General features: G+C 66.9%; 9 protein-coding genes. 2 read left to right on the top strand and 7 right to left on the bottom strand.

What is annotated here, in order from left to right; translation table 11 throughout:
- Positions 1-34: 34 nt before the first annotated feature.
- Both OG555_RS33700 and OG555_RS33705 read right to left on the bottom strand, forming a co-directional pair.
- Positions 35-1636 carry a DHA2 family efflux MFS transporter permease subunit gene (locus OG555_RS33700; RefSeq protein WP_329476606.1) on the bottom strand — a complete coding sequence of 534 codons (1602 nt, stop codon included), beginning with the start codon at positions 1634-1636 and terminating at the stop codon, positions 35-37.
- A gap of 74 nt (positions 1637-1710) precedes the next feature.
- Positions 1711-3219 carry an aldehyde dehydrogenase gene (locus OG555_RS33705; RefSeq protein ID WP_329476607.1) on the bottom strand — a complete coding sequence of 503 codons (1509 nt, stop codon included), beginning with the start codon at positions 3217-3219 and terminating at the stop codon, positions 1711-1713.
- A gap of 129 nt (positions 3220-3348) precedes the next feature.
- Between OG555_RS33705 and OG555_RS33710 the strand changes: the two genes are divergently transcribed.
- Positions 3349-4695: a caspase family protein gene (locus tag OG555_RS33710; protein WP_329476608.1), complete on the top strand. Its 1347-nt coding sequence runs from the start codon at positions 3349-3351 to the stop codon at positions 4693-4695.
- 22 nt (positions 4696-4717) lie between these two features.
- Here the strand turns inward: OG555_RS33710 and dapB are convergent, their stop codons facing one another.
- Positions 4718-5533, bottom strand: coding sequence for a 4-hydroxy-tetrahydrodipicolinate reductase (gene dapB / locus OG555_RS33715; RefSeq protein WP_329476609.1), 816 nt, complete (start codon positions 5531-5533; stop codon positions 4718-4720).
- 290 nt (positions 5534-5823) lie between these two features.
- The gene (locus OG555_RS33720; protein ID WP_329476610.1) at positions 5824-6723 is read right to left on the bottom strand and encodes an MBL fold metallo-hydrolase; all 900 of its coding nucleotides are present in this window, start codon (positions 6721-6723) and stop codon (positions 5824-5826) included.
- Positions 6724-6916: 193 nt separating this feature from the next.
- Here OG555_RS33720 and OG555_RS33725 point away from each other — a divergent pair, with 193 nt between their 5' ends.
- Positions 6917-7453 (top strand): DUF1440 domain-containing protein, encoded by a 537-nt coding sequence (locus OG555_RS33725; RefSeq protein ID WP_329476611.1) that lies wholly within the window; start codon positions 6917-6919, stop codon positions 7451-7453.
- Positions 7454-7526: 73 nt separating this feature from the next.
- Here OG555_RS33725 and OG555_RS33730 read toward each other — a convergent pair whose 3' ends face one another.
- From OG555_RS33730 to OG555_RS33740, 3 genes are all read right to left on the bottom strand, one after another.
- Positions 7527-10244 carry a beta-N-acetylhexosaminidase gene (locus tag OG555_RS33730; RefSeq protein ID WP_329476612.1) on the bottom strand — a complete coding sequence of 906 codons (2718 nt, stop codon included), beginning with the start codon at positions 10242-10244 and terminating at the stop codon, positions 7527-7529.
- A gap of 381 nt (positions 10245-10625) precedes the next feature.
- On the bottom strand, positions 10626-12401 hold the full coding sequence (locus OG555_RS33735) for an ABC transporter ATP-binding protein (RefSeq protein ID WP_329476613.1): 1776 nt from the start codon (positions 12399-12401) through the stop codon (positions 10626-10628).
- A complete protein-coding gene (locus OG555_RS33740; protein WP_329476614.1) occupies positions 12394-14115 on the bottom strand; it encodes an ABC transporter ATP-binding protein in 1722 nt (573 codons plus the stop codon). Before OG555_RS33740 ends, OG555_RS33735 begins: the two co-directional genes overlap by 8 nt.
- Between the last annotated feature and the right edge of the window lie 300 nt (positions 14116-14415).

Raw genomic sequence — 14415 nt, forward strand, 5'->3', positions numbered from 1 at the left:
CCCGGCTGAGGCGACGCTATGGGAAGCGAGTCGGTCAGTCGACCACCGCGGGCGGTACCTGGTCGTCGACGACAAGGCGTGTCACCTCGCGTTTGCGGGGCAGCATCAGGGCCGGCACCAGCGTGAGCACCACCAGCACCCAGGCGACCCAGAAGGTGTGCGCGAACGACGCGGCGGCGTCGACCAGCCCGCGTAGGACCGCGGCGGGGTCGAGGTGGAGCAGGGCGATTCCGCCCGGGCGGGTATTGGCCGCGATGGCCGCCTGGGTCTCGCGGAGGCCTCCGTCCAGCCCGGGGATGTTCTGCGTACCCGGGATGATCGGCGAGTTGTTGAGCTGATTGGTGAGGATGACCGACATCGTCGCGACGCCGCAGGACGAGGCGATCTGCTGGGTGATGTTGAGCAGGGTGGAGCCGCGCGCGACCTGGGGGCCGGGGAGGGTCTTCAGCGCCGAGGTGAACAACGGCATCATCGTGGCGCCCATCCCGAAGCCCATCACGACCAGCATGCCGATGATCAGCAGGTACGGCGTCGTCGCCGTGAGTTGGGTCAGGCCGAACATGCCGATGACGATCAGCACCAGCCCGAACGGCACGATCCGGCCGACCGGCACCTTGTCCACGAGCCTCCCGGCGATCGGCATGGTCACCATGGCGCCGAGTCCCTGCGGCGCCACCAGGAGACCTGCCTGCAGGGTGGACTCGCCGCGGATCTGCTGGAAGTAGGTGGGTACCAGGAGCAGGCCGCCGAAGAACGCCGCGGCGAACAGGAACATCGTGATGATCGAGACGGTGAGGTTGCGGTTGCGGAACAGCCGCAGGTCGAGCAACGGGTGCTTCGGCCGGAAGGAGTGCCAGACGAACGCCGCCATCAGCAGCACCCCGACCAGCATCGAGAGCCACACTCGGGTCGCACCGAAATCACCGTTCTCGGCGGGCAGGGAGGACACGCCGAAGAGGAACAAGGCGAGACCGGGAGACATCAGGAGCACCCCGACGACGTCGAGCGACTCCGACCGATGCGCGGTGTCCCTGGCCAGCGCGAACCAGGCGTAGACCAGTGCGATCACGCCCAGCGGCACGTTGATGAGGAAGATCCAGTGCCAGCTCGCCACCTCGATCAACCAGCCGCCCAGGATCGGTCCCAGGATCGGGCCGAGCAGCATGGGGACCCCGAGGATGGCCATCAGCCGCCCCATCCGGTGGGGCCCCGCGGCCCTGGTCATGATGGTCATGCCCAGCGGCATCAGCATGCCGCCGCCAAGGCCCTGCAGGACGCGGAAGCCGATCAGCATGTTGATGGTCGACGCGGTCGCGCACAGGGCGGACCCGGCGGTGAAGAGGAAGATCGCGGCCATGTAGAGCCGCTTGGTGCCGAACCGGTCGGCCGCCCATCCGGTCAGCGGAATCACGGTCGCGAGCGCGAGCGTGTACGCCGTGACCGTCCAGGCGACATGTGCGTAGGAGACCGGGTTGCCGGGCGTGCCGAACTCGATCTGGAAGGTCGGCAGGGCGACGTTGACCACCGTGATGTCGAGGATCGACATCACCGCGCCCAGCACCACGACGCCGGCGATCTTCAGTACGGCGGCGTCGATGTGGTCGGGGTAGTCGGACTGCGTCGCTGGCTGGCTCATTTTGCCCCCTGAGCACGAATCAGATGAACCCGAGCCTACGCGCGAATCCTGCGCGGGCACGAGCTTTTTCCTGATCAGCCGAGTTTGAAGGGGTCGCGGGTGGCGCCGGTGAGTTCGACCCAGACGGCCTTGACCTCGGTGTACTCGTGGATCGCATCGAGCCCGTTCTCACGGCCGATTCCGCTTGCGCCGAAGCCACCGAACGGCACGTTGGGAGCGACGACGCGGTAGGCGTTGATCCAGACGTTGCCGGCCCGGAGCCGCGCGGCGACCCGGTGCGCGCGGTGCACGTCCTTCGTCCACACCGCACCGGCCAGACCGTACGGCGTGTCGTTGGCGAGACCGAGCGCATCGGACTCGTCGCGGAACGTGTACACCGCCAGGACCGGCCCGAAGATCTCCTCCCGGACGACGGTATGCGCCTTACTCACACTGGTGAGTACGGTCGGTCGGATGAACAGGCCGCCGTGGTCCTGGTCGGGACCGCCACCGCAGGCGATCACGGCCCCTTCCTTCCGCGCCGTCTCCAGGTAACCGAGCACCTTCTGGTACTGCGGTGTGTTCGCGGCCGGTCCCATCTCGGTGTCCTCGTCGTTGGGGTCTCCGAGCCGGATCCGGTCGGCACGCTCTACGATGAGACCGACCAGTTCGTCGTGGACACTCTCGTGCACGATGAGGCGTGATCCGGCCATGCAGGTCTGGCCGGTCGCGGCGAAGACACCGGCGATGACGCCATTGGCCACTGCGGCGAGATCCGCGTCGGGGAAGACCACCTGAGCGGACTTACCGCCGAGTTCGAGTGTCACCCGGTTCAGATTCGCGCCGGCGGCCTGGGCCACGGCGGCACCGGTCGCGGTCGACCCTGTGAAGGCGACCTTGTCGACGCCGGGGTGCCCGGCCAGCGATGCGCCGACCGACCGGTCGAGCCCGCAGACGACGTTGAACACGCCAGGCGGGATCCCGGCTTCGTGAACGAGTTCGGCGAAGGCGAGGGTCGAGGCGGGGGAGTGTTCGGATGGCTTCACGACGAAGGTGCAGCCGGCCGCGAGTGCGGTGGCGAGTTTGAAGGTCATCAGCAGGAGTGGCGAGTTCCACGGCGTGATGGCCGCGACGACACCGACCGGCTCGCGTCGGGTGTAAACGAAGAAGTTGTCCCGGTCCGAGGGGATCGCGCGGCCCTCGATCTTGTCCGCCAGCCCGGAGAAGTAGTAGTACCACTCCGGTAGGTACCGCATCTGGCCGATCATCTCGCGGTAGAGCTTGCCGGAGTCGGCGACCTCGAGCCGGGCCAGTCGCTCGGCGTTGGCGGCGATGACGTCGCCGAGTCGCTGGAGGAGCCGCGCCCGCTGGAAGCCGGTCATGCTGCTCCAGGGACCGTCGAGAGCGTCCCTCGCGGCTCGGACCGCTCGGTCGACGTCCTCGACCGTCCCATCCGGGACAATCGCCCAGTCCTTGCCGGTGTAGGGATTGTTCGAGGCGAAGGTCGCGCCCGACAGGGCGTCGACGAACTGTCCGCCGATGTACATCTGGAACCGCTGCAGGTCCTCCCGGTCCGTCTGCGGCGTGAGCGTCGTACTGGTCATCGCTGCTCCTGATCGTCGGAGGCGTCTCCCTACGGACGTTAGGTCACGCCGGTCCCGACGGCCAGCCAGGACGGAGGCTTGACAGTTCCTGCGGCGGGGGAGATCTTCGCTTGTGACGGGGGGGTCGGGATGGTGGGAAGCGATGGTGTCGCGCGACGGCTCGCGCTGATCGTGGCCACATCGGCGTACGAGGATGAGGGCCTCGCGCAGCTGGTATCGCCCGCGTACGACGCTGCCGCGCTGGCCAGTGTGCTGGCGGATCCGGCGATCGGCGGGTTTGCGGTGTCGTCCGTGCTGGATGGTGCATCCGGGCAGATCTCTCAGACCATCGAGGACTTCGCGGCCGAACGCGACCGTGGTGACCTGGTGCTGCTGTATCTGTCGTGCCACGGGCTGAAGGACGAGCAGGGCAGGTTGTACTTCGCCGCGCGCGATACGCGACGCGATCGGTTGCGCTCGACGGCTGTCTCGGCTGGGTTCGTGAACGACGTTCTGTTCGCCTGTCGGTCGCGCTGCAAGGTTCTGGTGCTGGACTGCTGCTACAGCGGCGCGTTCGCCAGAGGCTTGTCCGTCAAGGCCGATCCTTCGGTTCACACCGCGGATCATTTCGACGCCCGCGGCCTGGTGGTGCTGACGGCATCCGATGCGACGCAGTACGCCTTCGAGGGCGACAAAGTGGTCGGAGGTGCCACGCCGTCGATCTTCACGTCCAGCGTGACCCGCGGGCTCCAGACCGGTGCCGCCGACATCGACGGAGACGGCCTGGTCTCTGTCGACGATATGTATGAGTACGCGCGCCGACAGCTTGCCGGGCAACCGCACCTGCAGAATCCGCGCAAGTGGGAGTTCGACGTGGCCGGCACGATCGTCCTGGCCAGATCGCCGGCCGCGCCGGGGCCTGCGGTCGCCCCCACAGCGAAGAGTCTTCCGGCGGTTCTGTCCCCCGACTGGGGGAACGCGGCGCCGGTCTCGGCTCGGATCCGGCAGACACAGTGGTGGCTCGGGCTGCTGCTGTTCCTGGCCACCGCGGTCGTCCTCAGCGTGTTGCTGATGCGATGGCTCTTCGATTGGCTGTATTTCCTGGGTCTGACAGACCAACTGCCTTCTGACACTGCAGGACTGGTCACAGCAGCGGTGGGCGGTGCCTTGTGGGCTGTCGCCTACGGCGCCGTCGATGCAGCTCGGAGCTCGCCGGCCCGCTGGTACGACCTGCACCTGCGCTGGCTGGCCACCCTGCGCCAGGTGGTCCAGCCTTCAGGTTGGCGCCAGTTCGCGCAGGCGGTCCGCGCGGCAGTGCCACTGAACGTTGCACTCACGCTCGTGGTATCCGTCCTCATCGGCGCCTTCGGCTACGACCACTGGGGCGGCTCGCAGGGCCGCGACAAATCCTTCCCACTCGCTTACACACTCCTCACCACCCTCGCCGTCGCCACCTACCTGACCAGCGAACAACGCAAACGCCGAGAAGACTCCTAACTGTCCGGCCCATGGTGAACAGCTAGCGATCCGCGTCAGGATCGCCGTACAGGAGTGAGGCGAGTCCTCTTCGGAGTCCTGGCTCGTCGGCGACCCGGCGAATCGCCAGGAGGGTCCCGGCGACGTACGGGTCCGCGGTCGAACCAGGATCGTGGCGCATCACAAGTCGTTCCCCTGATCCACCGAACACCACCTCGGTCGTCACGACGAAACCGGGCAACCGGATGGAATGGATCCGGGTGCCCGCAACCTCGGCACCTCGGGCCTCGACCGGACCGTGCAGGTCGGGGAGCGGGATGGCAGTCCCGGGCCGGTGCACACTGCCCATGGTTTCGGCGAGCTCCCGGGACGTGCCGCTGGGGACATCGGGCTTCTGGTCGCTGGCGTAGTCGAGCACTTCCCAGTGCTCCAGGTGCTCGGCGGCCATCGACGCGGCACGCAGTAGGACGGCCGCCATCACGGAGAAGTTTCCCGCCGCGATCACGCCGACGCCACGGTCACGCGCCGTACGATCGATCTCCGCATAGTCGGCGGCGGTCAGCCCGCTCGACCCCACCACGACATGGATCCCGGCCTCGATCGCCGTGACCACGTTCGTCTTGACCGCGGTGGCGCTGGTGAAGTCCACGACCACGTCCACCGGAGCCGATCGCAAGGCCGCGGCGACCGTCCCGTAGATCGATCCGCCGGCATTCGAGCTGGTGACCGTCGCGATGTCCTGACCGGCCGCCGATCTGGACACTCCGGCGGTGAGCGTCAGGTCATCGGAGGCTGCGATGGCAGCGACGATCGGCGCCGCGGTCCACCCGGTGATACCGGCGAAACACACATTCGTCATACCAAGACACTACGGGCTCGGTCACTCGATGAGCGCGACTCCGCGAGGCGCACGAAGTGTTCGGGGCACCCGCGTCCTGCAGTTGTTGCCATTAGCAACATGCTGACCGGCTGACCCGGATGTGAAGGCGGCTTGGCTACGCTGTCGCCGCGGATTGCACCACCTCTGACAGGAACATCCCGCGTGGGCAGAAGCCGGCCCGACGACACCGATCCGCTGGTCGCGTGGGACGGCTACCAGGCTCGTCGGGCATTCTCACGACGACGCGACGGTGGCGTTCAGATATCCCTTCACAGCCAGGCGGAGGCGACGATCTGCGGTCTGTTGGCGGCCGGGTGTTCGCGGACGCCGTACTGCGCACCGGCGCCGGCCCAGAGAATCAGCTGCCCTGCGTAGTCGGGGTGGAGCTCGATCATGTGGTTGAAGTAGCCGAGGGCAGTGGTCTCGGTCTTGAGGGCGGCTTCGGCTTCGTCGAGATACCGCCGGGTGGCGGCGATCTGGCGGACGGCGTTGTCGTCACCGAGCCGGTTCAGGTGTCCGGCAACGATCGTTCGCGGTGCGAGTGCCTCGACGTTGTCGATCGCGGCCCGCCACGGTGCGAGACCGTCGGGTCCCAGGGCGTCGCCGACGTACTGGTGGGCGCCGTTGTAGATCACGTCGCCGGCGACGACCAGCCCGAGGTCCGGGACGTGCAGGACACTCGAGTCGTCGGCGTCACCGTGGCCGACGTCGACGATCCGGAGTTCGTGGCCCTCCAGCGCGAAGCGATTGTCCGGCACCGTCACCGCGGTGACCGATGACGGCGGAATGTCGTCGTACATCTTGTCCCACAGGAACGGCCGGGCGGCGACGCTGGCGTGCATCTGCCGGATCACGCCCGCCGACGCGACGATGCGAGCGCCGAACCGGTCGGCGAGGAGCTGTGCCGCGAACCAGTGGTCCCCGTGGCCATGCGTGATGTAGATGTCGGTGAGCTTGCGTCGTTTGCCGGCCACCCAGTCGCCCAGGTCGCGCGCCGTGGAGGGGTTGAAGCCAGGGTCTGACAGAACGGCGTTCTCTTGTCCGTAGATCAGGGTGCTTGCGATCGGGGAGAAACTCCTCGGCGCACCATTCGGCAGGGCACCGGGCTGCGCGGGCGCTTCACTGACGAACACCTCGTACGCGAGACCCTCGGCCGGCGTGCTGTTCATGGTCCTCTCCTCTGGTCGATGGACGTCTACGACGATGCCCTTCGAATGCGCTGATCGCGCCTGGGCAAATCCCTGGTCCGGCCACGCCGGCCACGGACAGTCCCGCGGACCAGGGAATTACCCGGGCGCGACGCACGCGCAGCCGGACGATCCTGAGAATCGAAGGAGACTCGCAGATGTTCGAAGGAGCAGGATGATGAAGCGCGATCGACTCACACCGCTGGGAGCCATCACTCGTGGGCTGGTCGCGGGCACGATCGGGACCCTCGCCATGGACGCGCTGTTGTACGCCGAGTACCGAAGCGGCGGCGGCAAGAGCGAGGCCGGCCGCTGGGAGTTCTCGGCCGACATCCAGACCTGGGACCAGGCAGCCGCCCCAGCACAGGTCGGAAGACGGTTGTTCGAGGGCCTCTTCCAGCGCGAACTGCCGGACAGCAGAGCCGCCCTGGTCAACAACATCATGCACTGGGGGTACGGGATCGCGAACGGTGCCGCGTACGGCGTCGTCGCCGGGTCCGCACCCAAGCCCCGGGCCTGGTACGGCGCGATCTTCGGCGCCGGGGTGTGGGGAACCAGCTACGTCGTACTCCCGGCAGCAAAGCTCTATCGCCCGATCTGGCAGTACCACTACAAGGTCCTGGCCATGGACCTCAGCGCCCACCTGGTCTACGGCCTGACCACCGGCGCCGCCTTCAAACTGACAACCCTCGCGAGAAGGCGGCGCCGCTGACCGCCGTCCGGCGATCGGAGCGGCCCTGCGCAGCTCGTGGGTGCGCAGGGCCGCCGGGTTCAGCTACCGGCTGTCAGAGTCCGGCGCACTGGCCCGACTTCGGGCCGGACGCGGTGTTGGGTTGGCCTGCGTTGGTCGGCGCGGGGGAGTTGCCCGTGCAGGACAGCGGCCCGCTGATGTGGTTGCCGGAGACGATCGTCGAGCCGGTGTTGTTCTGCACGACGAGCGGGCCGGCGACGGTGGCGCCGTCGATCGTCACCTGACCCACCGAGACGCTGACCCTCACCGGACCCCCGACCGTCGGGGGCGCGCACTCGCCATTGTGGTTGCCGAGCCAGACCCGGGTTCCACCGGTCACGCTCACCGGCCCGGACACGGTCGTGCCGCACAGCAGTACGCTGCCTGCCCCGGACGCCGTCACCGGGCCACGGAATTCAGACCCGGATGCGTAGAGTCCGGCACCCGCAGCCACGGTTACAGGTCCCGAGACAGTCGCGCCGTCGAAGCAGGCGACGCCCGCTGACACGGTCAACGGATCCTGGTGCGTCCCGGTGACCATCGTCGTACAGGACGGGACGCCGGTCGCGACGAACGGCACGTCCCAGGTCTGGCCCTGACGGCTGTAGGTGACAGTCCCGTGATAGACCCCGTCCACCGAGTAGGTGTGGCTCCCGCTGACGGTCATCAGGCTTCTGCCCTGACGTTGGCTCGCCACGTAATCGCGTGCTGCGATACCGGCGGCCTCGGCCGGGGATCCGTCGCCCCAATCGATCATGGCGGTGAACTCACCAGGCGGAATCGAGCCGGCGGCCAGACGTCCCAGAGGTGCGTTGCTCACGGTCTTGTCCACGCCGAAGCGGGTGACCGTGCCCATCGCCTCCGGACTCCAGGTGACCTGGGCGATCGAACCGAAGTTCACTCCTCCGAAGGCCCACCGAGGTCCGGCGACGCTGAGCCGTTGGCGATACGCGTCGTAGTCCTGGGTGAGCACCTTGGGAGACCAGGCTTTCTCCAGGATGCCGGCCAGCCGCGGGAACACCATGAACTCGTTCGTGGCCAGCCCACGCATCTGCTCGCCCCAGATGGGCGCCTCGATGCCGATGATGTCCTCCGCCTTCGGTCCGCCGTACGCCGGTTGCGCCCAGACGGACCGGTACTTCTCGTACACCCACTCCGGGTCCCACGAGTAGGCCTTGTCGAGCTCGGTCCGCGGTGTCCGGCCGGGAGACCCGTCGTACCCGAAGTCGAGGTAGGCGTTCCATTCCGGGGTCGTGATGACGCTGCGGCCCTGGTTGAACCACTCCGGCTTGATGAGCGGGGGGCCGCCGCCGGTGTAGTCGGACCAGTAGTGGTTGATGGAGGTCGAGCCCGGTGCGTATCCCTCCAGTGCGGGATTCCAGCCCATCATTCGCTTGCCGGCGTTGTTGACGATGGTCTCCATCTGCCCGATCCACCACTTGTAATCCTCGTGGGGCATCCCGATGGCCTCGTCGCCGCCGATGTGGATGATCGGTGCGGGAGAGATCGCGGCAAGCTGTGCGATCGCGTCCCGCCAGAAGGCGAGTGCTCGCTCACTCGCCGGGTCGTTCGGGTTGGTGCAGAACCGGTCGGTCTGGGTCTGGCCCTGGCAGCCCACGACCGCGACGCCGCCCAGGGATCTGACCGCCGCCGTCGCATGGGCCGGGCCCTCCAGCTCTGGGACGATCTCGATGAACCTGTCGGCGGCGTACTTGACCAGGTCCTTGAAGTCCTCTTGCGTGTAGAAGCCCGCGATACAGGCCGATCCGTTGCATCCGGTGCCGTCCAGAGCCGGGTAGCCCTTGATCTCCAGCCGCCAGGACTGGGAGTCGCTCAGGTGCAGGTGCAGCCGGTCGCCCTTCAACGCGGCCAGCTGGTCGATCATGGACCGGATCTCGGCGACAGTCATGAAGTTGCGGGCGGGGTCGAGCTGAAGACCTCGATGCTCGTAGCGCGGGTAGTCCAGGACCGTGACGGGCTGCGCTGTCCACGGCCCGGCGCCGGTAGTGGGGGAGTTGATTGCCGCTGGCAACAGCTGCCGGAGGCTCTCGAAGCCGTTGAACAGGCCATGTGCTTGCGGGGCGACGATCTTCGCGCCCGCACTCGACACCGTGAGGGAGTAGCCTTCGGCGGCCTTGTTCTCCGGGACGCCGGACACCGGCCCCAGGCTCAATGAGACGTCAGAGGCAGTAGCGGAATCTGTCACGACGGGGAGCACGAACCCGGTGGCGGGCCGCAGGTAACCGGCGAGCACCTCAGCTGTGGCGGCAAGGGCGCTGCTGGAGATCACGATCCGGGAGGTGTCCGTGAGTTCCCACGGCTGACCGGTGCCGGGCGTCTGCTTCACCGGCACGGGAATGATCTGTCCCACGACCGGCGGTGGCTTGGGGCCGGACCAGATCTCGAACTCGTTGATCGTGTACCCGGTGGTGGACGTCGTGGCCAGGGCTTGCATCCGGACACACGAGATCGGGTCCTTGCGATCGATCACCTGGGAATCCTTGTCGCTCGGATTCACCACGTGGGTGACCGTCGACCAGGTCTGGCAGTCGGCGTCCGTGGAGACCTGCAGATCGTATTCCGTCGGCTTGGCCGGAGAAGTCCAGCGGCTGAACACCTCGTAAACCGGGGCGGGCGTGGCCAGCTTGACCTGGAACCAGTCCTGGGTCGGGTCGTAGCCGTTGCCGACCGACGCGTAGTTCGAGCTCCATCCGTTGTGCACGAACACGTCGACCGCATTGGCGGGCGCGTACGTCGCGGCGGGCGCAGTCATGCGCTGGGACTTGGCGGAAGCGACCGCACCCGGCAGGAGGGCGAGGTTGACGCTCTCGGAGGCTGAGGGATCGGCGGACGGTGTTGGTGTGCCGGCGGATGCCTGTCCCACTGTCAATGGGACAAGAGTTGCGGCCACAAGCGCACCGATTGTCAGAGCGGGAACAGCGCGAGACCGAGACCGATGGCCTGCGGTCCGTCTCCCCTCGGGTTTCGACGACAAGAACGAGATTCTCACGTCACTCCTTACCGGTGCTGGGCGGTGTCACGCGGGCGTAGAGAGGACGACCGTTCCGGCGATTTTCCCGCCCCACTCGCCAGACGTGCAACAGCACCAGCGCGCCGACCTGGCCGGTCATCGAACCTGTTGCGGGCAGGCGAGCTACCCCTCATCTGGCAGTGACTGATCTTCGGATGATCCTGCATGCCATGACTGCCAGAGTTTGCCGTCGACACGTCCTGCGCTGACCAGTTCGTCGTGGGTGCCGAGCTCGACGAGTTCACCGGCTTCCATGACTGCGATTCTGTCGGCGTCGTGCGCTGTCTGCAGGCGGTGGGCGATCGCGATCACGGTGCGACCGCGGAGGACGGCGGCTAGTGATTGTTCCGTTCGCCGGGCTGTTTTCGGGTCGAGTTGTGCGGTGGCTTCGTCCAGGATCAGCGTGTGGGGGTTGGCGAGGACGACTCGTGCGAGCGAGAGCTGCTGGGCACTGGCGCCGTCGAGGTCGGTGTCGTGGCCGAGCTCGGTGTCCAGGCCGTGTGGTAGGCCGTCCATCCACGCGGCTCCGACGGCGTCCAACGCGGCGTACAGCTCCTGGTCCGTGGCGTTCGGTCGTGCGATCCGCAGGTTGTCGCGCACGGTGTCGTGGAAGACGTGATGATCTTGGGTGATGAGTACGACGTGCTCGCGCAGGTGGTCGGGCGACAGGTCGGCAACCGGCGTACCACCGATGGTCACGGACCCGGTGTGAGGGCGGTCGAGGCCGGCGAGGAGCCGTGCGAGGGTTGATTTTCCTGCGCCGGAGGTGCCGACGACGGCCAGCCGTTCTCCGGGCTGCACGAAGAGATTGATTCCGTGAAGTACGTCGCGAGCACCCGTGTAGCTGTAATGCGCGTTGTTCACTTGGATGCGGTCACCGTCGAGGGCGTCGGCGCCTTGACCGTTCGAGGTCAGCTGGATGTCAGCTAGCCCTTCGACGCGGGCGTAGGAGGCTCCGGCTCCTTGCAGCTGTTCGATCCAGAGCATCAGAGTGTTGAGTGGGCCGACGAGTTGGCGTAAGTAGACCGTCGCCGTCACCACGGTTCCCAGGCTGACCAGACCATCGGCGTAAAGGCCACCGCCGATGACAAGGACGCCGACCACCGGTAGTGCTAGCGCAACTTCCGACCACGGAAACAGCACCGTTCGCAGCCACAATGCACCTAGGCGTGCGGACCGGGCTTGGTTGATAGCGGCTTCGGTGGCCTGTGTCCGGCGGTGTTCCAATCCGAGGAGTTCGATCGTGCGAGCGCCTTTGGCGGTGCTGGCGACGACGTCGGCCAGCTCTGCACCAGATGCGGCGACTGCCAAATAGGCCGGCCTGGCACGTCGCAGATACCAGCGCACGGCGGCTCCAACGCCGATCAGGCACGCGAGCCCGCACAGCCCTAGCCACGGATCCAGGACGAGCACCGCGACGATGAGAAACAGGGCGTGGACGACGGCCACGAGAACTTCTGGCACTGCTGACCGCAATGTCATGGCCACCAGCGAGGCATCGGTGCTGCCGCGGGCGATCAGATCGCCGGCGGGAAGATGGTCCGCGACTCGTGGGGGCAGCGCCAAGGTCCGTTCCAGGAATCGCTCGCGAACGCGTGCGGCGGTGCGTTCGCCGAACCGATAGCCGATCTTGAGCGCCCACCACGTGAGCACCGTCTGCACGATCGTCAACACCAGTGCGCCGAAGGCAAGTCGGTCCACCGTGCTCAGCACGTCACCCAAGCCGGCCTGGATGGTGTCGATGATTCGGCCGAGCAGCCACGGACCCGTCAGACCTGCCGCCGAGGCGAGCCCATTGACAAGGATGACCCCAACCACGGCCCGGCGGTCTGCGCCCAAGTCTCCGATCGCCGCAGTACGGACTTCGGCTGCGCCCGCAACCGGCATCTGCCTACTCATCGGCTTCGGTGTCTTCCTGGGCGCGAGAGACCAGGTCGCGATAGTAGGAGTCGCTGCGGAGAAGTTCTGCATGGGTTCCAACTGACGAAGCGCGAGCGTCGATCAGGACGATGACCTCGTCAGCACGATCGAGCACGAGTGGCGACGCCGTCGTGACGACCGTGGTCGTGCCGCGCCGGGCTTCGCGGAGCCGGTCGATCATGGCCGCTTCGGTGTTGGCATCGACTGCAGAGGTCGGGTCGACGGCAAGCAGTACGTCGGGTGTGGAATAGACGGCGCGGGCGAGTTGGATGCGTTGCCGTTGCCCACCAGAAAGGTCACTCCCGCCGGCGGCGATCGCCGCATCCAGACCGCCGGGCAACGCCTCCACCACATCCTCGGCGACCGCTGTACGGATGGCCGCACGAATCCGGTCATCGTCAGGCTCAAGACGCCCCGCCACAACATCCCGCACTGTGCCGGCGAACACCTCGGCATGGTTGTCAGCGACAACCAACCGATGCCGGAACTCCTCGCGGGCAACATCGTGAATCCGCACACCGGCCCACGTCACACCTGCCTCGGAATCGGTGCTCAGGTGCCCAAGCCTCTCGATCACCGCGAGCGCCTCCGCGGGCCGGGCAGCTACCAACGCTGTGAACACGCCAGGACGAACGATCACGCCCGAGTCAGGATCGGCCAACGGGCCACAGCCAGTCGGGATCGTCGCAGGGTCGTCGTCGTTGTGGCGTACGACCGGCAGGTTGAGCAGATCGATGATTCGTTGACCGGCCACCCGAGCACGAGCGATATCGCCACCGCCCTCGATGAAGGACGCCACCGGAACGACCAGCACGGCAACGTAGCCGTAGACGGCGACAAGATCACCGATGGTGATATCGCCGACCGCCGCCATCCTTGCCGACAACCACACCACGGCGGCCAGGAACAGCGCCGGTAGGCCGCTTGACAACGCGCCAACCCAGCTCGACGGTCCGGCGACGCGGTAGCCACGATCCACCAATCCCTGCGACTGTTGTTCATACCGCTCGGCCACAAACGCCTTCCCACCGAGGCCATTCAGCAGGCGGAGTCCGGCCAACACATCGACCAGACGCGTCGTCAACCGCCCCTGGTACGCCCGGTACTCGCCGCCGGTGTGTTCAATGCGCCGCAAGAACGGACCAACTGCGATGGCGAGCAGCGGCACACCGCCGAGGACCAGGGCGGCCAGCAACGGTGAAATGGTGAACAGCACGACCGCAACGACGGCATAGGCCAGCACCGCGCCAACACCAGGCCCGGTGACAGTCAACGCCTGCGCAACAGTGTTCACGTCGGCGATGCCGACGGTCACCACCTCCCCGGCGCTCACGCGACGCGCCAGAGAGGCACCCAAGCGGGACGTGTGCCACACCGTCGCCCGGACCGAGCGAAATGATGCGTCCATCCGGATCTTGGTCATCGTGCGATGCCGAGCGATCCCCAGCAGCGCGTTCATCACACTGACCACGAGCAGTACCAGCGCCCACCCGACGAGAGCGGCAGTATCGCCTGCGACAAGCCCGTCATCCACCGCACGGGACAGCACCCAAGGTGGCACCGCCAAACCGATCATCCAGCAGCTGCCCAACGTCGCACCCATCGCGACACGTCGTGACTGCGATCGGGTAAGCCAGAAAAGGAAGCGAAAAGGGCTGGTCAGATCACCCGGCGTCGGCGGGACCCAGGTCACGGTTGTCCTGTCCAACCACCGGCGTATTGCAGCCATCCGGTACATCCGCCGCCGTGCACTGTCGCGGGCCATGCCGCAGATCCTCGCAGCAACGCATCCAACGACGAAAACCACTCGTGATGCATCAGCCTCGGGAGGCGCAGTTCTTCGTCGCCCTGGGGCGAGGTGTACTCCAAGGATTTCGAGCCCTACGCGTTCAAGGTCTCGGACGAGATGTTCGACGGGGGCGTATTTTCAGACGGAGAGCCGGACGCACTGTTCGCGAGCTGGAGGCGCTGACCAAGCTCGGCGAGTGCCCCC

The organism is Kribbella sp. NBC_01484 (assembly GCF_036227145.1).
Lineage (GTDB): Bacteria > Actinomycetota > Actinomycetes > Propionibacteriales > Kribbellaceae > Kribbella.